Raw genomic sequence first — 22,342 nt, 5'->3', positions numbered from 1 at the left:
GGAGTCAGGGAGATTTAAAAAAGGCCGCGATATCGCGGTCTTTTTTTATGACTCTTAAAAGGATATTTCAATCCCTCAAAATGCTTTACGCCACATCCTGCTGTAATCTACGCTCATGCAATTCAGCCAGATATTGATCCAGCAGCAAAATTTCATCCAGACTGAATTCAAGATACAGTTTAGAGCGACGTTCTAAAATATCATCACTGTCCACTGCCCACTCTGCATCTACAAGATAATCGACTTCCTGAGCATACAAACCATGCCCAAAATGCTGCCCCAGTTCATGTACAGAACCGGTGTGTTTCAGAAAGCTCCACACCCGACTCCCGTATGCATGTGCCCAGCGCTGTGCGGTACCTGTATCCACACCCTTTATTTTATTCTCAATCTCCGTGATCAGCTCATCCACAGATCTTAAGTTCTCAGCTCCTGGCAACAGTGCCTGTTCAGTCCATGGTTGTTTTATTTCAGGAAAAAATTTCTGTAAATGCTCCATCGCAGATTCAGCCAGCTTACGATAGGTCGTTAATTTTCCACCAAATACAGACAGCAACGGCGCATCTGAAACATTTTCCTGCGAAAGCGCCAAAGTATAGTCACGGGTCACCGCAGCAGGATTGTCTGACTCATCATCGCACAACGGGCGCACACCTGAAAAAGTACTGACAATATCCATTTCACTCAACTGAGTTTTAAAATGATCATTGGACACATCAAGCAGATATGCTGTTTCATCTGCTGAGATTTCCACTTTGTTCGGATCACCGGCATATTCCCTGTCTGTTGTCCCAATCATGGTATATTTTTCTAAATAAGGAATGGCAAAAACAATGCGCTGATCATCATTTTGCATGATAAATGCTTTGTCACCCTCATACAGTTTCGGAACAATAATATGACTGCCCTGAATCAGACGGATTCCATAGGGTGACTGTAATTTCAGATCTTCACGAATGAACTGCGCAACCCACGGACCTGCGGCATTGACCAGTACTTTTGCCTGAATCTGAAAACACCCCTGCTGGTTTTCCATATCCAGTATCCAGACAGAATCCTTTCGCTGTGCTGAAATACACCGTGTTTGCGTCATAATCTGAGCACCTTGCTCACGCGCCTGCATTGCATTCAGAACAACCAGCCGTGAATCATCCACAGCACAGTCTGAATACTCAAATCCACGGGTAATATCTTTGTTTAAAGGACTGTCTACAGGCTGAAAAGTCACATTATTTGATCCTGCCAATTTTTCACGTTTCCCCAGGTGATCATAGAAAAACAGACCTGTCCGAATGAGCCATGCAGGACGTAAATGTGGACGATGAGGCATGATGAAACGCATAGGGCGGATGATATGAGGTGCTTTAGCAAGCAATACTTCACGCTCAGCCAGTGCTTCACGAACCAGACGAAATTCTTTATGTTCCAGGTAACGTAAGCCACCATGAATCAGCTTACTGCTGGCAGATGAGGTATGGCTTGCCAGATCATCCTTTTCGCAAAGGAAAACAGACAGACCACGACCTGAAGCATCATTGGCAATGCCTACACCGTTGATACCACCGCCAATGACCGCAACATCATAACATTTCAGATTTTCATTCAGATTTGTCATACGCATTTCACCTGTTCAGCCTGGATCGCTCTCTATTCAGAGATTGATCAGATATTTTCTATTATTTTCGTATACGAACATAATAGGGTAAATATTAGTCATTTTCCATGACTGAACGATGAAATAATCATCTGTTTTGTAAATGTAACAAACATTTGAAGGTATAAAATGACTCAGTCAGCCACAACCAGTTTTACCTGATTATGCTGCATGATCTGCTGAAAGTGCTGATCTGGTAAAACATCGGTATAAACACGCTCAACAGCATCCAGCTGTGCCAGTCGCATCATGGCATGTCGTCCAAATTTACTGTGATCTGCTGCAAGCCAGACACGTTTTGAATTTTCAATAATGGTCTGCGAAACCTTTACTTCCTGAAAATCAAAATCGAGTAATGTTCCATCTTCATCAATTCCACTGATTCCAATCAAAGCATAATCTGCCTTGAACTGGCTGAAAAATGCCGATGTCGCCTGCCCGATCACCCCACCATCGGGTCTGACCCGACCACTGGCAATCAGTACTTCAAAATCCTCCCTGGCACTTAAAATACCGGCAACATTCAGATTATTGGTAATCACCTTTAATCCCTGATGTTTCAGCAAAGCATGTGCAATCGCCTCTGTGGTTGTCCCGATATTAATAAAAATTGAGGCATGATCAGGAATATCCTGTGCAATTTTCTCTGCAATTTTTTGCTTTTCAGTCAGGTGCTGCCCTGTCCGCTGGCTGTATTCTGTATTGATTACACTTGAATCAAGTGCTGCACCGCCATGATAGCGTCTAAGCTGTCCTGCATCTGCCAGCTGATTGATATCACGGCGTAAAGTCTGCGGTGTGACCGCAAAATGCTGTGCCAGCTCATCAATACTGATATAACCACGCTGCCTGACGAGTTCTACAATCTGCTGATGGCGGATGATCATACTCATACATCAAACCCTGAAATTTTCGTATTCGAACATTTTAGATATAACATGATTAATTCCCCGAATTCCATAGCTGTTCATCTGTCTGAGCCCCGTTTTCAGGTTCTGTAAAGATTATTTTTCAGACAAACAGCATTTTTCACATAAAAAATAACAATGTTTAAGGGTTTCTCATTTTTTATTTTTATAACAGAAACTTAAATTTAATATTTAAAAATCACAACAAAAACTTAACTATCAAATACAACTGAATAGATAATAATTTAACCATACACAAGACTAAAGTCTAATAAGTCATGCTGTAATGCAGGCGTATAAGGTGTTTTAAATTTTATTTAATTTATCTCCCATCTTCCTTGGTGAAACAATCTTTTAAATTTTCTACAGAATACAGCTTGCCGAAAATTTAAAGGATGTGTTAATCAACTTTTCCTGGAGAATCGTTGTGTCTGATTCATCTGTTCAAACTGCCGCCCCTCAAGTGGACCGTAAAACACGAGTTAAATCCATTTTAGGCGGTTCAGCGGGTAACCTCGTTGAATGGTACGACTGGTATGTATATGCCGCCTTTACCCTTTATTTTGCACCACAGTTTTTCCCTGATGGTGACAACACTGTAAAACTTCTTCAGGCTGCAGCTGTCTTTGCCCTCGGGTTCCTCATGCGACCGATTGGTGCATGGATCATGGGTATCTATGCTGACAGAAAAGGACGTAAATCCGGTCTTACCCTGTCAGTATCACTCATGTGTGCCGGTTCACTGATTATTGCCTGCGCACCGACGTATGCAAGTGTTGGTATGCTTGCACCCGCATTACTATTATTTGCCCGCTTACTTCAGGGTCTGAGTGTCGGCGGTGAATATGGCGCGAGTGCAACCTATTTAACGGAAATGGCAGGTAAAAACCACCGTGGTTTCTTCTCCAGCTTCCAGTATGTCACGCTTATTTCGGGTCAGTTACTTGCGCTTTGCGTACTGATTATTTTACAGCGCACGTTAACCGAAGGTCAGTTATCTGAATGGGGATGGCGTATTCCATTCTTTATTGGCGCACTGCTTGCTGTGGTTGTGTTCTGGATCCGTCGCGGTCTGGTTGAAACTGAATCATCCAAGCAGGCTCAGGAACAGGCAAAAAATGGGGGTGAAAAATCAGGAGCCCTGGCTTTATTCACCAAATACCCTAAACAGGCCTTTACTGTCATAATGCTGACAGCGGGTGGTACGCTTGCTTTCAACACATTTACCACTTATCTGCAAAAATATCTTGTAAACACCTCTGGCTTTGAAAAAACCACAGCAACTGAAATCACCACTGCTGCGATTTTTGTCTTTATGCTGCTGCAACCGGCTGTTGGTGCTTTGTCAGATAAAATTGGCCGTAAACCGATTATGATCACCTTTGGTGTGCTTGGTGTGCTGTTTACCATTCCTATTTTTAATGGTCTTGGTTCCACTACCAACCCTACAACTGCATTTATGCTGTGTATGAGTGGTATGGTAATTGTGACTGGCTATACCGCTATTAATGCTGTGGTTAAAGCAGAGCTGTTCCCTGCGCATATCCGCGCACTGGGTGTTGCATTACCTTATGCTATTGCCAATACGCTCTTTGGTGGTACTGCTGAACTGGTTGCATTGAGCTTTAAAAATGCAGGACATGAAAACTATTTCTTCTATTACATTACATTCATGATCGGTCTGTCTCTGCTCACTTATGTATTTATGAAAGATACGAAAAAACATAGTCTGATTACTGACAATTAATCTTAAGCAATCCAAAAAGCCCTCTTAACTGAGGGCTTTTTATTGGAAATTTACATTTTGTAGCAAGCGACAAGATACAGCTTTGATGGCATACTCAATACAGATAACAACACCAGGAAATTTTAAAATGCAGAATTTATATAAAATCACTGGACTGATTCTGATTGCAGCAGGGCTTTCTGCCTGTCAAAGCGCACCAAGACAGTTTAATGGTCAAGTGGGGTATCAGATTGAAAGTAAGTCCGCAGACACGGCAACCCTCGCCTATACACTTGCAGGACGTCAGAATCAGCAGCTGGACAAAAATAAATTACAGCGTGCCTGTCAGAAAGTTCTTGGTACATCAAAACAGTACAAACTGTCGATATTAAGCGTCAATGAAATTATCAATCCAGCTGTGCAATCAGAACAGTTTGGTAAAACCCTGGGGAACTCCAGAACCAGTGTCGGTTTAAGTAACACCCCCAGTCTTCATGGCGGTGAAGACTATGCAACCCGACAATCCCTGGATACCCGTCCAGCAACATTGCGTGTAGTCCGCTACACCTGCTCTTAACTGATTATATTTATTTTTTAAAATGTCAGGCTCTGTTTTCAGAGCCTTTCAACGTTATCGCATCCGCCATAATCATATGAATATAAAAATGCATGCTGTCCGCTTCATCATCAGAAATAAAACAAAATTCATTCCGCATGATGACTATCATCGCCATGGATGTTGTCTGATTCATTACCAGACCCCTTTACTGAAGGATTGTTTTATTCTGTGTCAGGATACTCACCCACCCAAAGTGAGTGAAGATGATTTCATGCAGTTCACGCTATGCGAAGCTCAAAGACTCTCAAAGCAAATCACAAACTCACCTCAGAACTTTATCCTGATCATGAGTGGAGTAAATATCCGTAAAAGGGAAAACTGGCATGCTCACATTTTTATCGTAAAAAACCGCTGGCAAAAAGCATATGCGTATCAGCTGCTTGCAGTTAAAAACCTGTCTCTTTACAATTTTTTAACTAAAAATAGATCATAAAGTCTTATAAAAACTGACATTTCTGAACTCTCTGGCTTCATCCAGGTCAGGCCAGGTCGTGGCACTTCGTTCATCCAGTTTCTGATAATTCGGATGACTGAAATTTTTCACACGACTGTCTGCAACCCACACTTCAGGGGCAAATTTTAAAAACTCATCCAGAAAGAAACGGTTGCATTGATCATAGAGAACATCAGCAGCAAGCAGAACATCAACCTGTTCTGCCTTATACAGATCATCCAGATATTCAAGTTCCACATCATTCAGCTGAGCATTTTCACGACAGGCATCCAGACTGACCTGATCAATATCACAGCATATCACCCGTTTCGCACCTGCCATTTTTGCCGCAATCGCAACCACACCCGAACCTGCACCAAAGTCCAATACCACCTTATCTTTGACATGATGCGGTTCAGCCAGTAACCATTGCGCCATCGCCAGACCCGAAGCCCAGCAGAAGATCCAGTACGGCGTATCATTCCAGATACGGCGGATCACTTCATCATCTAAACGGTCAGTTGGAAATACAGGTGGAATTAACCATAAGGAGATCGGTGTTTCAGGTAACTGCTGTGCAAGCAGATCACAGCCTGGAATCACTTCATGTAAAGCATCAAGTAAGTGTTGCGGGGCTTTTAGAAGTTGGAATGTACAGCTCATATTTTTTTAATTCATTTTAATATTGAGAGTCCCCTCTCCTTTCAGGAGAGGGTTAGGGAGAGGTCTACCCCCTCATCCCAACCTTCTCCCAAAGGGAGAAGGAGCAAAAGCATTAACCCAGTTCTTTTTCAGCAGCCTCTACAGTCTGACGAATCAAAGTCGTAATCGTCATTGGACCTACACCGCCTGGAACAGGTGTATAAGCAGATGCGATATCTTCAATACCTGCAAGCTGGATATCCCCCACACCGCCGCCATCACGTGGATGGAAACCAGCATCAACGACCACTGCACCCTGTTTAATCCAGTCTTTCTGGATCAACTCAGCTTTACCTACAGCACCAACGATAATGTCAGCCTGCTTCACAAAACTTGCCAAATCCTGTGTACGGCTATGACAGATTGTTACTGTTGCATTTGCTTCAAGCAGCATTGCAGCCATTGGTTTACCTAAAATCGCAGAACGACCGACAACAACCGCATGCTTACCAGCAATTTCAATATTGTTTTCTTTCAGAATCGTCATAATACCGGCTGGAGTCGCTGAACCATAAGCAGCCTCACCCATTGCCATACGACCAAAACCAAGACAGGTTACACCATCTACGTCTTTAGCCAGTGAAATCGCATCAAAACATGCACGCTCATCAATCTGTGCAGGAACTGGATGCTGCAGCAGAATACCGTGTACATCTGGATTGGCATTTAATTTTTCAATTTCAGCCAGTAACTGTTCAGTTGTCGTCTCTTTTGATAATTCAACTTTTAAAGAATCCATACCCACACGGCGGCATGCATTACCCTTCATACGTACATAAGTTGCAGATGCACCATCATCACCGACCAGAATTGTCGCTAAAATTGGGGTACGACCTGTTTTTGCTTTTAAAGCTTCAACACGGGTCAACAAGTCTGCTTCAATTTGTTTCGCTAATGCGCGACCATCCAATACCAATGCCACGGCACATCTCCAAAGTAGATATGAATCAATTTCGCAAATAATACATGATTATTTAGACAATTTTATTCTATATGCCGAATTTATGTGCATCTGCATGAAAACTAGTATTGTTTTTTTTTCAGGGCTTGCTAATATGTGCATCACCAAGAGATGGTGGGATGGCAGAATGGTGATGCAGCGGACTGCAACTCCGTAAATGCCGGTTCGATTCCGGCTCCTACCTCCATATCTTGTAAAGCCCGAGTGGTGAAATCGGTAGACACAGGGGATTTAAAATCCCCCGCCCACAAAGCGTGCCAGTTCGAGTCTGGCCTCGGGCACCATTTAGTTACACAATTAAATGGTGTAATAAAAATTCCAGCATTATGCTGGTTTTTTTATGTCTTAATTTTAATAAATGAATAATAAATCCATATCTGCATACACCTCTTATATCTCTATATTTCTTTCATCTGCCGTTCTGCTTTCAGCCTGTGCACATACGCCTGTCGAATCAATAACATCTCAATCTCAAGCTGCACAGAAACATATTTTTGACATAGATAACTTTAAGGAAGATTTTCCAGGTAAAACAGTGAATGACAATTTAGTTCCTCTTTTACCCAAAAGCCAATGGAATGCCTTATATAAAAAAGATCTGGGACACCTACTCATGATCAACATCAATCCCGATCTTTCCCGCATAAGTATGGCTTTGAATTGTAAAGATTCAGATAAAACCCCCTTTTTCCTGATTGAAGACAGCGATGGGCTCGATATTCTATCTTCCTCACCTGACACTTCATATCAAGTGGATTTTATCCTGGATAACAAAACCATTAAGCAGCCTTTTAAGCATTCATCTTCTGCAAACTTTGAATGGTTTAAGCAGTTATTCTATACCGCCAGAGTGATTCAGATTAAAGCCTATGTATCTGAAGAATACTCAACAGACTCAGAACAGCAAAAGCACAGTCCAGTGCATGACTTAAGGTTTCAGAACCGGTATGCCGAAATTCAAAAAGAATCGTCTCCCATCTGCTCATCAAAAGATCACACTTAACTGAAATGCATTCAGAAAGTTGAGCGTTCCTGTACTTGCTGGCTGGTCAGTTTCACACGTACAATGCACCCCGTAGATGGCTCGCAACCCGAGCCCTATCCAGCCAGAACAGATATTGAATTTTCATACATGATTAAAACCCAGCAAGCGACCCTTTTTCTGCAACAACTGGAACAGCAGTATCCGCGTATTTTTAAACGCAACTTTTTGCTGTACGGGCAGATCAAAGCCAAAGGCATGCTTGACGATTACAAAGAATTCATTCCCTGGGGACTGGCTGTCATGATTTTTGTCAGCACAGCCTTTGCTCTGGATGAACTGATTTCAATGACATTCCCTCAGTTTGAGGGTGTGCAGTCTTTTGGAATAAGCATACTGATCATTATGCTGTTTCTGATGACGGCCGTTCCTTTCATTATCAAACAGATTAAACACAGCTCCACCCATCTGTACCAGCAGTTAAGCAACACGCCACTCAAACTGGCGGTTCTGATTATCCTACAAACGGTTAATATTGCTTTTGTACAAAGCAGTCTATTGCAGAGTGTGCTTTTTTTCCTCACCTTAAGCTTTGGCTTCGTCAAATTTTATAAAGAAAATATGTTCCGTGAAGCATCTTCAGATATGGATTATTATAATTTGCAGCAGGTACGCAGAGCCTGTCTCTGGAGTTATAAACAAACCCTGAAAGCACGTACTGCAATGAAATTTATTCCAAAAGATTCTGATAAATTCAGCATTGCAGAACAGCATCTGGCAGAGTTTCTGGAACTGCATTTAAAACTGATCAAATACGAAAATGAACTTTCCAGAACCAACAAGTTTACCGACCTGGATGAATATGTTGACAGTCTGATGTAAACCTTTTAGATATTTTTATACGGGCAACTGCCCGTTTTTTATTTGTCTCACAGCCTGTACAGACAGCAGAACCACTGAACCACAAAACCAGAGCTCTCAAAACTGCCAATCACATCTGAAACACTCAAAACCCATCAACCTGCTGCTGTTTTAATCTGTATTTTTCCCTGCGTTTTTTACTCATGAACATTAGAGTAAGCAGATGACCATTTCATTAAACACCAATGACAGAATCATGAAATCGGTTTTGCCTCAGGAAAATCATTTTTATTTTTGAATATATGAATAACTGCATGAAAAGACAGCAAACTCACCAATTCCACCTTGCCAAGTGAATTATCGTCCTTTATTATTGCGCACATGCCCGAGTGGTGAAATCGGTAGACACAGGGGATTTAAAATCCCCCGCCCACAAAGCGTGCCAGTTCGAGTCTGGCCTCGGGCACCATTTATTTACAGATTTAAATGGTGCAATAAAACTTCCAGCGATCGCTGGTTTTTTTATGCCTGTTTTTTAATATTTTTCTGGCAGACCTCATCTAAAAAGCAAAATACAGCTCAGCATAATCATGTATGCTCAGGTATCACAATATTTAAAAAATTCACCATGAAGCCCATAACAATATATTCAGCACTCCTGATCTGCCTGAGCTTTTCATCCTACAGCCTTGCTCAGGACACCGATACCAGCCCTGCAGACCTTTATACCGAAAATACTGCTTCACGCCATACTGAAAGCATAAACAATACGAATGATGAAATTTTTGATTTATTTACAGGTACAGTCAGTCTCAAAAACTCACAAATCCTCTTACATCGCTGTAGCCTGACAGCGGATGACTATGTGCTGAATTTCATAGATCCCGCGCAGAAACAGAAAGTTAAAAAACTCCTGTCATCTGGAGATAAGTTCTGGATCACGGTGTTGGGGAGTTTCAGTGAGAAAAATGCTGAATATCATCTGAAAGTCAGTGAAGTGACTGATATAAAAACGGGTTCATCCTGTCATTTAAAGGATCTGCTGGGAGAATAAAAACGTTAAGCAATCCAGCTTTGCAAACAAAACAGAGAGTGTTACCACTCTCTGTTTGATACAAGCTCTTCCATTTCAATATCCATATAGCCCAGATCCTGCACTACCATCATCATGGCTTCAGCAATATAATCTGCAGCCGTATCATCCAGTGAAGAATCAAGGTCTTCAAACTGCGGTTTCATCTCATTGATTTCAACCACAGTCTGACCAGCGATATGATAAATTTCATGTTCAGAACATTCGTTTTTTGCGATTTTTTTCGCAAACAGTTCAATGTGTTGCTTAACTTCAGCAACAAGAATATCGGGATAATATTCATCATCGAACATAGGGAGAAGTAAGTCTGCAAACATACAGTCACTCAAAGTTCATCAGTTTAAGCACTGCGTATATAACATAAATTATACATTTCAACAAATAGATCGCTGAAAATTTATCATTTCACTTCAGGCCTGCCTCATCGCCATCCACACATGAACCGCATCACTCATGGCTTTTACATCATGCGCCCGTACCATACATGCACCCTGCTGGATACTCAACAAATGCCCTGCAACAGAGCCTACTGCGCGATGCTGAGCATCTGCACCATTCAAAGCCTCACCAATAAACCGTTTGCGTGACAATGCTGAAAGCACGGGATAACCCATGTCATTCAGCTTATAAAGCTCCTGAAGCAGTTTTAAATTTTGCTGCGCATTTTTAGCAAAACCAAAACCTGGATCAATCATGATATTTTCAGCTTTTACACCTGCATTTAATGCATCTGTCACCCTTTGCTGTAATTCTGAAATTACATCCAAAGTCACATCATTATACTGATCAAGCTGATTCATCGTGGTCGGTTCACCACGCATATGCATAATGATCACAGGAATCTGTAGCTGCGCCGCCATCTGCAATGCCCCAGGTCGGGTCAATGCACGGACATCATTCCAGATATGCGCACCAGCCTTAACCGCTGCCTGCATAACCAGAGGTTCTGAAGTATCTACCGACAGAATCACATCATAGGCTGACAATGCCTCCACCACAGGTATTACACGGCGGATTTCTTCCTCTACAGTCACAGCTGAAGCGCCTGGACGGGTTGACTCCCCACCGATATCAATCACCGTTGCTCCATCAGCCATCATGTCCAGAGCATGTGCAACAGCCTGATCCTTAGCATTATGTTTCCCACCATCACTGAATGAATCAGGAGTAACATTTAAAATCCCCATAATATGTGGTCGGGATAAATCCAGTGTCAATCGTCCACATTTTAATGAGCGCTGAGGTAATTCCATCAGTTGCATCTTACTGCCTATCATCCACAATTGCTGAACCACTAGTTTAACCTGAGCGATGTTTTTATCCCTCAATTATTTTGGCATCATTATTTTTAAGCACAAAAAAAGAGCCTCATTTGAGACTCTTTTTTACATTACCCTGATCCTGATCTTCGCTTAATGTAAAGTTTTAGCTCAGGTCGCTGGTAATGGCGGTGGAGTTGATGGACCATCAGTCGGAGTCACATCAATCACAGGGTTTTCTGCCACATACACCTTCGGTGGTTGTGGTTCACGCCCTTCCATAATGTCACGGATCTGATCACGGTCAATCGTTTCCCATTCCATCAGCGCTTTAACCATGGCATGTGCGATATCTTTGTTATTTTCAAGAATATCACGGGCAACACGGTACTGCTCATCCAGAATACGGCGAACTTCCTGATCAACCTGCTGTTGCGTTGCTTCTGAAATGGTGCGATTACCCATATTTCCAAAGAAACCATTCTGGTTATCTTCTTCATAGACCATCACGCCCATTGCGTCAGACATACCATACTTGGTTACCATCGCACGTGCCATTTTCGTAGCACGTTCGAAGTCATTTGAAGCACCCGTCGACATCTGGTTAATGAAGACTTCTTCTGCAATACGACCACCAAACAGGATTGAAAGTTCATTCAACATTTTTGATTTGTAGTGACTGATCGCATCCTGCTCAGGAAGCTGCCAGGTCACACCCAGTGCCCAGCCACGTGGCATAATTGTTACTTTATGCACAGGGTCTGTACCCGGAAGAATTTCAGCAACAATCGCATGACCTGCTTCATGATAAGCAGTCGCACGACGCTCTTCGTCACGGATGACCATTGATTTACGCTCAGGTCCCATATACAGCTTGTCTTTCGCATCTTCAAAGTCATGCATATCGACAGTGTTTTTGTTACGACGGGCAGCAAACAACGCAGCTTCGTTCACAAGGTTTGCAAGTTGTGCACCAGAGAAACCAGGTGTACCACGTGCAAGAACTTTTACATCCACACCAGTTACTGAAGGTAATTTTTTCAGGTGTACATTTAAAATCTGTTCACGACCTTTAATGTCCGGCAGACCAACCATCACCTGACGGTCAAAACGTCCAGGACGAAGCAATGCTTTATCGAGTACATCTGCACGGTTTGTCGCAGCAATGACAATAATACCTTCATTCCCTTCAAAACCGTCCATCTCAACAAGCATCTGGTTCAGCGTCTGTTCACGCTCATCGTGACCACCACCTGTACCTGAACCACGGTGACGACCGACCGCATCAATCTCATCAATAAAGATGATACAAGGTGCATGACGTTTCGCCTGCTCAAACATATCACGGACACGGGACGCACCCACACCCACAAACATTTCAACAAAGTCAGAACCTGAGATACTGAAAAACGGAACTTTTGCTTCACCGGCAATCGCTTTAGCCAGCAATGTTTTACCCGTACCAGGAGGACCAACCATCAGTACGCCTTTAGGAATCGTTGCACCGAGACGTTTGAATTTAGCAGGATCTTTCAGGAAATCCACGATCTCCACAACTTCCTGTTTCGCTTCATCACAGCCCGCAACATCCTGAAACGTCACTTTGATCTGATCTTCCGACAGCATTTTCGCTTTGGATTTACCAAAACTCATCGGACCATTTTTACCACCAGCTCCACCACCCATGTTACGCATAAAGAACATAAACAGCAGAATGATTAGAAGTACAGGAAAACTTGCGATGAGTAGTTGCATCAATAAACCCTGACGCTGAGGTGCAGTACCTTCAACGACAACGTTATTCTTGATCAGGTTAGGCATAAGCTCAGGGTCCTGAACAGCAGGACGAATGCTTTCAAACTCAGTTCCGTTTGCTTTTTTGCCAATGATTTTTTCACCATCAATTGTGACTTGCTTAATCTGGCCTGAATTCACCGCTGTAACGAACTCGGAATAGTTCATTGCAGTTGGCTTCTCACTGCCATTGATGTTACTGAAAATAAGAATCAGCACACCAAGTATAATGAGCCACAATACGGCATTCTTGAAGAGATCGCTCAAAGCTTTATTCCCATATCAATCTAATTTGATCATTGCCCTGTTACGGGTGACCCTAATATTAACGCTGAAGAACAGCTGTTCATTAAATTTTAAAAATGTACAAAATGCACAATTTTTAACGGCTTGGCAAGTAAACTTTATTTCGAAGCCTTTTTCCGCCCCTGCCCGACCAGAAATACCTCTTTGGAACGTGCACGGGATGCAGCCGGTTTGATTGTTTTCATGACATCAAAACTGTCCACCACCTGCTTGCGGAACTCGTCAAAGCCTGTTCCCTGGAACACTTTAACAACGAACTGTCCATTTGGTCCCAGTACCCTGTTGGCAAAATCGACTGCCAGCTCGCACAGATAAATCTGTCGAGGCTGATCTACAGCCTTATTACCTGATGTATTGGGGGCCATATCAGAAATTACAACGTCTACAGTACGTCCATTTAAAATATTTAACAATTTTTCGAAAACTTCTTCTTCACGAAAATCGCCCTGAAGGAAGGTCACATCAGGCAATGCATCCATTTCAAGAATATCAGATGCAATCACTAGCCCTTTGTCGCCCACCAGTTTACCTGCGATCTGCGACCAGCTGCCCGGTGCGGCACCCAGGTCAACAACTGTCATTCCAGGCTTAATAATTTTATATTTTTCCTGTATTTCAAGAAGCTTATAAGCTGCACGTGCACGATAACCCTCTTTTTGTGCTTTTTTCACAAAATGGTCATCGAGATGCTCTCTCATCCACGCACGACTACTTTTGGACAATTTCTGGTTGGTAATGCGTGTAGCCATAACTCTCTAAATAAAAAAAACTTCTAATTTACAATTGTACGTGAAAAACACACTTTTTGCAGTATACAAGTGTATCCTTATCGCACCCTGACACTGTTTTTTTCAATGATCTGTATCGGAACTTTTCGCATACCATCCAGAGCTTCTACACGTCCTCCTGGAAAATATCTCAGTCTGCTTCATTTATTTTACAAACCAGATCAAAGATGCTGAATTTATCAATATCAACTGGGCATGCAAATTTGCTATAATAGGTCGTTTTTAAAATCAGGTTATCTTTAATATGGCGGCTTTATCTATTCAGGAACGTAAGCGTTTACGTCAAATCGGTCATGCTTTAAACCCAGTTGTTATGATTGGTGATAAAGGTTTGTCTGAAAACGTCGTTGAAGAAACCAACCGCGCACTGACAGATCATGAACTGATCAAAATCAAAGTTTCCGGTGAAGACCGCGAAGCCCGTGCTGCTGTCATTGCTGAAATTGCAGATACAACTGCATCTGAAGTCGTACAGACCATTGGTAAAATTGCATTGCTTTATAAAAAGGCTGCAAAACAGAATCCAAAACTGTCCAATCTTGTTCGACACGCTCATCTGTCCAACTGATTTTTAAGATTATTCAATTATGGCCAGTTACGAGCTCAGCGATTCTGATCGTCGTTTTCAAAGTATTTCAGTGGTCGGTGCAATTGAACAGCAGGCACCTTACACTTTAAATGTAGGCTACTGGGTACGTGATCCGAATCAGCTGATTGAATATCCTGCTCCTGTTTCTTCAAATCCCCGTCAGGACTTTCTGTGGGAACAGACCTGCTTTGAAATCTTCATCGGTGTACAGAATGAAGATTTTTATCGGGAAATCAATCTCTCCCCATCTGAAGCATGGCAGGTATATCAGTTCGAAGAATACCGCTATCCAGAAAGCATGCCTCCACTGACTGCAGACGATATAGAGCTGAATCAGCTGAAACGGATGCATTATGGGCTGAATGTCAGTCTGGACTTAACAGAATTTATGCTGAAACATAAACTCAAATGGTCTGATCTGTTTATTGGGCTGACCGCAGTACTGAAAACATCCCAGGGGGAACGTTTTTATGCCATGCAACACAGCGGACAACAGGCAGACTTTCATAACAAACGTGACTGGCTGCATACCTTCTAGCATTTGATCCGTTCCATATCCTGTATTCCAAAAAAAAGTGAGACCATCTGTCTCACTTTTTTATGCCTGAACTGAACAAAGCTGTACAAAACAGACTATGAACCTTACAGGATTATTGCTTTGCAGAAACTTTGTTCCATGCTTCAACGGTATTTTCTTTTGAGCGTTTAAAAGTTTCAGTAAGCTGATCTTTGTGCTTCACAGTAATCTGTCCAACGTCATCGCGAATTTCTTTTGACAGGCGGGTCAGTTCTTCAAGCACACTGCTCAGCTCATTTTTAACAAATTCACTGATCTCAGCCAGATCACCCTGTGAACTGTTAATCTGCTTTTTGATCACTTCAATACGACCCACTACTTCGTGCTTCAACTGACGAAGCTGTTCCTGAATACCGGCATTCAACTGTTTCGCTTCCTGTTCAATCTTCTCACAGCTCTCAGTGACAGCATCAATCGCCTGATGCTGTGCCTGATGAACAGCTTCCACAACCTGCTGTCCTGCTTCTTTAACATGCTGTCCAGCCTCCTGAACGGCTTCAACCGCTTTCTGCTTTACACTCTCAACGGTTTCAACAGAGTCAGTACCCGCATCTGCTGCATGAACGGTACTTTTTACGGTCTTAACAGGTTTTGCTGGAACGCTTTCTTTTTGCTCAGTCGTCATAAAATTCCCCTTAGCTGTTTATATAATAGTTATGTTGTTACATCTTTAAGTTTAATCAATTCTGATAAAATTTAAGTTCTGATTTGTCAGACAATTCTTAAATGCTTACATTTCTCACCCAGATTTTAAAAGCAAAGTTCTTTGCAAAAATCAAGGCATTTATCTTACATATTCTCAGCTTTCTGAATGGACTTTTCCTGTATGCATGCGTATAATGCTCTGTTAAGTTACAAGCGAACAGACACGAGGAGGGTAGGATTTAATTAACCTTCCTTTTTTTTCGTCTGTTCGCTTTTTTACAGCCCTATTTTTGTGGTTTTAGATCAGGAGCTTTGGTTTGAGCACCCCCGCCATTTTAGCCCTTGCTGACGGTACTATCTTTAAAGGTACATCGATCGGCGCTACGGGAAGTACGACTGGTGAAGTCGTTTTTAACACAGCAATGACTGGTTATCAGGAAATTTTAACTGACCCGAGTTATGCACAGCAGCTTGTGACGCTAACGTACCCGCACATCGGGAACACAGGTTGTAATGATGAAGATGCAGAATCAGGTCGAATTCATAAAGTATGGGCAAATGGTCTGATCATCCGTGATCTGCCGTTATTACACAGCAACTTCCGCGCGACTCAGTCTCTCGGTGAATATCTTCAGCAGCACAATGTGGTTGCCATTGCAGATATCGATACCCGTAAACTGACCCGTATTCTGCGTGACAAAGGTGCACAGAATGGTTGCATCCTTGCCGGTGAAAATATTACAGAAGAAGAAGCACTGGAAAAAGCGCGTGCATTTGGCGGGCTGAACGGTCTGGACCTGGCGAAAGAATGCTGTGATCCAGAAGGCTTTGAATGGACTGAAGGTTCATGGACTTTAGGCAAAGGCTTCTCCCAGCCTGAAGCGAAATTCCATGTTGTTGCATATGATTACGGTGTCAAAACCAACATCTTACGTATGCTTGCAGACCGCGGTTGTAAACTGACTGTTGTTCCTGCTCAGACTCCTGCAGCTGAAGTGCTTGCACTGAATCCAGATGGCGTGTTCCTGTCAAATGGTCCTGGCGATCCAGCTGCATGTGATTATGCGATTGAAGCAGTGAAAACCATTGTAGAAGATGCGCGTAATATGCCTGTATTTGGGATCTGCTTAGGTCACCAGATTCTTGCACTCGCGTCTGGTGCTAAAACGGTGAAAATGCCGCATGGTCACCACGGTGCAAACCACCCTGTTCAGAACATTGAAACAGGGACTGTGATGATTACTTCTCAGAACCACGGCTTCGCTGTAGATGCAGATACATTACCTGCAAACTTAAAAGCGACGCACAAATCATTGTTCGATCAGACTCTTCAAGGGATTCATCGCACAGACAAACCAGCGTTCAGCTTCCAGGGTCACCCTGAAGCAAGTCCTGGTCCACACGACTGCGCACCTTTGTTCGATCATTTCATCGAACTTATTGAAGCATCTAAGAAGTAATTGAGGAGCGATCATGGCTAAACGTACAGACATTAAAAGCATCTTAATTATTGGTGCAGGTCCGATTGTCATCGGTCAGGCATGTGAGTTTGACTACTCAGGTGCGCAAGCATGTAAAGCCCTTCGTGAAGAAGGCTACCGTGTTATTCTGGTGAACTCTAACCCAGCGACCATTATGACTGACCCTGCAATGGCAGATGCAACGTATATCGAACCGATTACCTGGCAGACTGTTGCAGCAATTATTGAGAAAGAACGCCCAGATGCAGTTCTTCCGACAATGGGTGGTCAAACCGCATTGAACTGTGCACTTGCACTTGATGCCAACGGTATTTTGAAAAAATACAATGTTGAATTGATTGGCGCGACCAAAGAAGCGATCGAAAAAGCGGAAGACCGTAAACTTTTCGATATCGCAATGCGCAAAATCGGTCTGGAATGTCCACGTGCTGACGTTGCAGAAAGCATGGAACACGCACTTGAAATTCAGGCACGTTTCGGCTTCCCTGTCATTATCCGTCCATCATTCACCATGGGTGGTTCAGGCGGTGGTATCGCTTACAACCGTGAAGAATTCATTGAAATCTGTGAACGTGGTTTCGATCTTTCTCCAACGAAACAATTATTGATTGATGAATCTTTAATTGGTTGGAAAGAATACGAAATGGAAGTTGTTCGTGACAAAAACGACAACTGTATCATCGTATGTACCATTGAAAACTTTGACCCAATGGGCGTGCACACCGGTGACTCAATCACTGTTGCACCTGCGCAAACATTGACAGACAAAGAATTCCAACTTTTACGTAACGCTTCTTTAGCAGTTCTTCGTGAAATCGGTGTGGAAACGGGTGGTTCGAACGTTCAATTCGGTATTAACCCGAAAGACGGTCGTATGGTTGTGATCGAGATGAACCCACGTGTTTCTCGTTCATCTGCACTTGCGTCTAAAGCAACTGGTTTCCCGATTGCTAAAATCGCTGCGAAACTGGCTGTTGGTTATACCCTTGATGAGTTGAAAAACGACATCACTGGCGGTACAACTCCTGCTTCATTCGAACCTGCAATTGACTATGTTGTAACGAAGATTCCTCGTTTTAACTTCGAGAAATTTCCACAAGCAGACGCAACTTTGACGACACAGATGAAATCTGTGGGTGAAGTGATGGCGATTGGTCGTAACTTCCAGGAATCTGTACAAAAAGCACTTCGTGGTCTTGAAGTGGGTGCATGTGGTTTTGATGAAAAAATCGCTGTCGGTACTGAAGGCGCGCGTGAAAAGATCCTTGTTGAACTTAAAGTTCCAGGTCCAGAGCGTATCTGGTATGTCGGCGATGCATTCCGTCATGGTTTCACTTTAGACGAAGTTTTTGCTGCGACAAATATCGACCGTTGGTTCCTGATCCAGATCGAAGACATCATCAAATCTGAAAATGAAATCAAAACTTTAGGTTTTGGTGATTTGAATGCGGACAATATCCGTTCATTCAAACGTAAAGGTTTATCAGATCTTCGCATTGCCAACTTGATGGGCATTTCACAAAAACAATTCCGTAAACATCGTTGGAACCTGGGTGTAACTCCTGTTTACAAACGTGTTGATACTTGTGCTGCTGAGTTTGAATCAGATACAGCGTACATGTACTCAACTTACGATGAAGAATGTGAAGCGAATCCATCGACCAAAGACAAAATCATGGTGATCGGTGGTGGTCCTAACCGTATTGGCCAGGGTATCGAATTCGATTACTGCTGTGTACACGCTGCCCTTGCAATGCGTGATGACGGTTATGAAACCATCATGGTGAACTGTAACCCTGAAACTGTTTCAACGGATTATGACACTTCTGATCGTTTGTACTTCGAACCGATTACACTTGAAGATGTTTTAGAAATCGTACGTATCGAGAAGCCAAAAGGCATTATCGTACAGTACGGTGGTCAGACTCCGCTTAAACTGGCTCGTGCTTTAGAAGAAGCTGGTGCGCCAATTATCGGTACATCTCCAGATGCGATTGACCGTGCAGAAGACCGTGAACGTTTCCAGCAAATGATTCAACGACTGCAACTTCGTCAACCAAACAACAGCATTGTAAAATCTGCTGAAGAAGGTATGGCTGAAGCTGCGAAAGTTGGCTATCCATTAGTTGTACGCCCTTCTTATGTACTGGGTGGTCGTGCGATGGAAATCGTCTATAACGATGACGAATTGAAACGCTACTTACGTGATGCGGTACAAGCGTCTAACGAAGCACCTGTACTTCTTGACCGTTTCCTTGATGATGCCATCGAAGTTGACGTTGACTGCGTATCTGACGGTAAAGACGTTGTGATCGGCGGGATCATGCAGCACATCGAACAAGCAGGTATTCACTCTGGTGACTCAGCATGTTCTATTCCTCCTTATTCTTTATCTAAAGAAATTCAGGATGAAATGCGCCGTCAAACCATTGCAATGGCGAAAGAACTTGGCGTTGTTGGTTTGATGAACGTTCAATATGCTGTAAAAGGTAATGACGTTTACATCCTGGAAGTGAATCCACGTGCATCGCGTACTGTGCCGTTTGTTTCTAAATGTATCGGTGAATCTTTAGCGAAAGTTGCTGCACGTTGTATGGCGGGTCAATCTTTAGAATCTCAAGGATTCACAAAAGAAATTATCCCGACTCACTTCGCAGTGAAAGAAGCGGTATTCCCATTCAATAAATTCCCAGGTGTTGACCCGATCCTTGGCCCAGAGATGAAATCTACAGGCGAAGTGATGGGTGTAGGTACTACTTTTGGTGAAGCGTTCTATAAAGCTGTGTTAGGCTCAAATGATCGTTTACCAGGTAAACCAACTGAAGGTGAAATCAAACACGTATTTATTTCTGTACGTGATTCAGATAAACCTCGTGTTGTTCCTATCGCACAACAACTTGTTGATCTAGGCTTTAAAATTATCGCAACTGGTGGTACTTTTGATGTTATTCAACAAGCGGGTATTGAAGTTGAACGCGTGAATAAAGTCACTGAGGGTCGCCCAAATATCGTCGACCGCTTGAAAAATGGCGAAATTCACCTCATTATCAATACAACTGAAGGTAAACAGGCTCAGCAGGATTCATTCTCAATCCGTCGCTCTGCGCTTCAAGGTAAAGTGTATTACACCACTACCCTGAACGGTGCGGATGCAGTATGCCAGGCTTTAGCAATTAAATTACCAATGGACGTATACCGTTTGCAAGATTTACAAACACTGGGTTAATTCGTTTCCGAGAAGTCCCGTCACCTCTCGGTGGCGGGATTTTTTCATTTATAAACCTGTATTTTTTAATACATCACAATTTTAGAGGGACAACAATGCAACGTTATCCTATGACTCCAGCAGGCAAAGTTGCACTGGAAAAAGAATTATATCAATTGAAATCAATTGATCGTCCACGTATTACTGCGGCTATTGCTGAAGCGCGTGAACATGGGGACTTAAAAGAAAACGCAGAATATCATGCAGCACGTGAGCAACAGGGTTTCTGTGAAGGCCGTATTCAGGACATCGAAGGTAAACTTGGTGCTTGCCAGGTGATCGATGTAAAAGAACTTGAGCAAACAGGTCGTGTTGTTTTTGGTGTGACTGTGACCATCGAAAACTTAGATACCGAAGAAAAGAAAACTTACCAGATCGTTGGTGATGATGAAGCAGATTTTAAAATTAATAAAATCTCTGTGAACTCGCCGATTGCGCGTGGTCTTCTGGGTAAAAATGAAGGCGATGATGCCAAAATCACGACACCTCAAGGTGAAGTGGAATATGAAGTTGTGAGTGTTGAATATCTTTAATCTCTTAAAGATTCAATCCCAACCCCTCTTTTGAGGGGTTTTTTTTACCTGCTATAAGCGCTTGCCCTCTTAGCTTCTGTGATTGAGACACTGCCGCAATATTCAGTGAATTTTTCATATTTCTGAGTCGCATATTTTGCCAATACACTCAGCGTTTCTGTCATTGCTAATTTTTCCAGTTCCCTTAGAGTAAGAAAAAACAGGAAAGAGTTCCCATAATATTATGAAAGCAGGACAAGCCAGCAGAACCGCAGAAGCCGCAGCTGCATTACGTGCAAATCACCATCTCCATGCTCAGAATCCTGTATTTTCTGACCCATATGCCCTGCAAATGACCAGCGCTGAATGGCGTAGATTATTGGCCATTCCCCTGCTGCATAAAGTTATTAACTCAAAGTCACTGAATCGGATACTCGGCTTACTGACGGCTCAGGTGGTTGCCCGTTCAAGGTTCACAGAGGATTTACTCATTGAAGCCATTGGACGTGGATTACAGCAATATGTACTCGTAGGTGCAGGACTGGATTCATTTGTTCTGAGACTCGCACACCAGTACCCTCAATTAAAAATTTATGAAGTGGATCATCCTGATACTCAACAACTAAAAATAAACAAACTGAAAAGAATAAGTTTAAGCAGTGAACTTCCTTCAAATGTTGAGTTTGTCTCTATAGACTTTGAAAAAGAACAGCTCTCAGATGCTTTAACCCGCAGCAGTTATCAGCAGCATCTGCCCGCATTTTTTTCATGGTTGGGCACAACTCACTATCTCGCACCAGAGACCACTCTGACAACTCTGCGTAACATTGCCAGTTTTGCCGCTCAGAACAGTGAACTGGCAATGGATTATTCTGTTGACTTCAGAGAGTTGCAAGGCATAGAGAAAATGGGCAGTTATGCTGTCTCACAATTTACCCGCCTGTTAAAAGAGCCTCTGATGGGTGCATTCAGCTCACAGCAATTACATTGTGCTGTTGAAGCGATGGGTTATGCCGTAGTGGAAGATCTGTCAGGTGATGATATTACGGAACGCTATTTGAAACACCGCACTGATCTGATTCGTCACACAGCTGCGACACACCTGATTCAGCTTAGAATTGCTTAGGCTATTTGATTCATCTTTTGGCTTAAGTCATATAAAATAGTGCAACCACTCACCTGTTGCT

The 22,342-nt window shown here is 42.8% G+C and carries 21 protein-coding genes and 3 tRNA genes; 14 read left to right on the top strand and 10 right to left on the bottom strand.

Annotated features, from left to right (window positions below; genetic code table 11):
• Positions 1–85: 85 nt before the first annotated feature.
• Positions 86–1,615 (bottom strand): glycerol-3-phosphate dehydrogenase, encoded by a 1,530-nt coding sequence (gene glpD / locus CDG61_RS05385; protein ID WP_087550673.1) that lies wholly within the window; start codon positions 1,613–1,615, stop codon positions 86–88.
• Between the two features lie 173 nt (positions 1,616–1,788).
• On the bottom strand, positions 1,789–2,547 hold the full coding sequence (locus CDG61_RS05380) for a DeoR family transcriptional regulator (RefSeq protein ID WP_087550672.1): 759 nt from the start codon (positions 2,545–2,547) through the stop codon (positions 1,789–1,791).
• A gap of 442 nt (positions 2,548–2,989) precedes the next feature.
• Here CDG61_RS05380 and CDG61_RS05375 point away from each other — a divergent pair, with 442 nt between their 5' ends.
• The gene (locus CDG61_RS05375; protein ID WP_087513250.1) at positions 2,990–4,309 is read left to right on the top strand and encodes an MFS transporter; all 1,320 of its coding nucleotides are present in this window, start codon (positions 2,990–2,992) and stop codon (positions 4,307–4,309) included.
• Between the two features lie 127 nt (positions 4,310–4,436).
• Positions 4,437–4,865: a hypothetical protein gene (locus CDG61_RS05370; protein ID WP_087513251.1), complete on the top strand. Its 429-nt coding sequence runs from the start codon at positions 4,437–4,439 to the stop codon at positions 4,863–4,865.
• Between the two features lie 25 nt (positions 4,866–4,890).
• Here CDG61_RS05370 and CDG61_RS17440 read toward each other — a convergent pair whose 3' ends face one another.
• From CDG61_RS17440 to folD, 3 genes are all read right to left on the bottom strand, one after another.
• Complete coding sequence (locus CDG61_RS17440) at positions 4,891–5,040, bottom strand: hypothetical protein (RefSeq protein WP_171405575.1); 150 nt, start codon at positions 5,038–5,040, stop codon at positions 4,891–4,893.
• 294 nt (positions 5,041–5,334) lie between these two features.
• Complete coding sequence (locus tag CDG61_RS05360; protein WP_087550670.1) at positions 5,335–6,003, bottom strand: class I SAM-dependent methyltransferase; 669 nt, start codon at positions 6,001–6,003, stop codon at positions 5,335–5,337.
• Positions 6,004–6,115: 112 nt separating this feature from the next.
• On the bottom strand, positions 6,116–6,964 hold the full coding sequence (gene folD / locus CDG61_RS05355) for a bifunctional methylenetetrahydrofolate dehydrogenase/methenyltetrahydrofolate cyclohydrolase FolD (protein WP_087550669.1): 849 nt from the start codon (positions 6,962–6,964) through the stop codon (positions 6,116–6,118).
• Positions 6,965–7,116: 152 nt separating this feature from the next.
• On the opposite strand from folD, the gene CDG61_RS05350 reads away from it, so the two are divergent.
• From CDG61_RS05350 to CDG61_RS05325, 6 genes are all read left to right on the top strand, one after another.
• A tRNA-Cys gene (locus CDG61_RS05350) sits at positions 7,117–7,190 on the top strand.
• Positions 7,191–7,201: 11 nt separating this feature from the next.
• Positions 7,202–7,287, top strand: a tRNA-Leu gene (locus CDG61_RS05345).
• Between the two features lie 251 nt (positions 7,288–7,538).
• Positions 7,539–8,006, top strand: coding sequence for a hypothetical protein (locus tag CDG61_RS05340; RefSeq protein ID WP_147387772.1), 468 nt, complete (start codon positions 7,539–7,541; stop codon positions 8,004–8,006).
• A 129-nt stretch (positions 8,007–8,135) separates the two neighbouring features.
• Positions 8,136–8,867, top strand: coding sequence for a hypothetical protein (locus CDG61_RS05335; protein WP_087550667.1), 732 nt, complete (start codon positions 8,136–8,138; stop codon positions 8,865–8,867).
• A 362-nt stretch (positions 8,868–9,229) separates the two neighbouring features.
• Positions 9,230–9,315 (top strand) — tRNA-Leu (locus CDG61_RS05330).
• A 159-nt stretch (positions 9,316–9,474) separates the two neighbouring features.
• A complete protein-coding gene (locus CDG61_RS05325; protein WP_087550666.1) occupies positions 9,475–9,900 on the top strand; it encodes a hypothetical protein in 426 nt (141 codons plus the stop codon).
• A gap of 41 nt (positions 9,901–9,941) precedes the next feature.
• On the opposite strand, the gene CDG61_RS05320 is transcribed toward CDG61_RS05325, so the two are convergent.
• From CDG61_RS05320 to rlmE, 4 genes are all read right to left on the bottom strand, one after another.
• Positions 9,942–10,256, bottom strand: coding sequence for a DUF5713 family protein (locus CDG61_RS05320; RefSeq protein ID WP_087513257.1), 315 nt, complete (start codon positions 10,254–10,256; stop codon positions 9,942–9,944).
• A gap of 93 nt (positions 10,257–10,349) precedes the next feature.
• Positions 10,350–11,201, bottom strand: a complete 852-nt coding sequence (folP, locus tag CDG61_RS05315) for a dihydropteroate synthase (RefSeq protein WP_087550860.1) — start codon at positions 11,199–11,201, stop codon at positions 10,350–10,352.
• Between the two features lie 168 nt (positions 11,202–11,369).
• A complete protein-coding gene (gene ftsH / locus CDG61_RS05310; RefSeq protein WP_087513258.1) occupies positions 11,370–13,259 on the bottom strand; it encodes an ATP-dependent zinc metalloprotease FtsH in 1,890 nt (629 codons plus the stop codon).
• A 137-nt stretch (positions 13,260–13,396) separates the two neighbouring features.
• Entirely contained in the window at positions 13,397–14,047 is a 651-nt protein-coding gene (gene rlmE / locus CDG61_RS05305) for a 23S rRNA (uridine(2552)-2'-O)-methyltransferase RlmE (protein WP_087513259.1), read from the bottom strand.
• A 283-nt stretch (positions 14,048–14,330) separates the two neighbouring features.
• Here rlmE and yhbY point away from each other — a divergent pair, with 283 nt between their 5' ends.
• On the top strand, positions 14,331–14,654 hold the full coding sequence (gene yhbY, locus CDG61_RS05300; protein WP_087513260.1) for a ribosome assembly RNA-binding protein YhbY: 324 nt from the start codon (positions 14,331–14,333) through the stop codon (positions 14,652–14,654).
• A gap of 19 nt (positions 14,655–14,673) precedes the next feature.
• A complete protein-coding gene (locus CDG61_RS05295) occupies positions 14,674–15,213 on the top strand; it encodes a DOMON-like domain-containing protein (protein ID WP_087550665.1) in 540 nt (179 codons plus the stop codon).
• Positions 15,214–15,325: 112 nt separating this feature from the next.
• Here CDG61_RS05295 and CDG61_RS05290 read toward each other — a convergent pair whose 3' ends face one another.
• Positions 15,326–15,877, bottom strand: a complete 552-nt coding sequence (locus tag CDG61_RS05290) for a hypothetical protein (RefSeq protein ID WP_228199616.1) — start codon at positions 15,875–15,877, stop codon at positions 15,326–15,328.
• Positions 15,878–16,214: 337 nt separating this feature from the next.
• Here CDG61_RS05290 and carA point away from each other — a divergent pair, with 337 nt between their 5' ends.
• The 4 genes from carA (at position 16,215) to CDG61_RS05270 (ending at position 22,281) form a co-directional block, all read left to right on the top strand.
• Positions 16,215–17,357, top strand: a complete 1,143-nt coding sequence (gene carA, locus CDG61_RS05285) for a glutamine-hydrolyzing carbamoyl-phosphate synthase small subunit (protein WP_087550664.1) — start codon at positions 16,215–16,217, stop codon at positions 17,355–17,357.
• Between the two features lie 13 nt (positions 17,358–17,370).
• Entirely contained in the window at positions 17,371–20,604 is a 3,234-nt protein-coding gene (gene carB, locus CDG61_RS05280; protein ID WP_087550663.1) for a carbamoyl-phosphate synthase large subunit, read from the top strand.
• Positions 20,605–20,699: 95 nt separating this feature from the next.
• Positions 20,700–21,176, top strand: a complete 477-nt coding sequence (gene greA, locus CDG61_RS05275; protein WP_087513264.1) for a transcription elongation factor GreA — start codon at positions 20,700–20,702, stop codon at positions 21,174–21,176.
• Positions 21,177–21,399: 223 nt separating this feature from the next.
• On the top strand, positions 21,400–22,281 hold the full coding sequence (locus tag CDG61_RS05270; RefSeq protein WP_087550662.1) for a class I SAM-dependent methyltransferase: 882 nt from the start codon (positions 21,400–21,402) through the stop codon (positions 22,279–22,281).
• Positions 22,282–22,342 lie beyond the last annotated feature (61 nt).

This window comes from Acinetobacter sp. WCHAc010052, assembly GCF_002165295.2.
In the GTDB taxonomy this organism is placed as follows: domain Bacteria; phylum Pseudomonadota; class Gammaproteobacteria; order Pseudomonadales; family Moraxellaceae; genus Acinetobacter; species Acinetobacter chinensis.
Note: the sequence above shows the minus strand (reverse complement) of the source record. Positions and strands in the feature narration are given on the sequence as shown.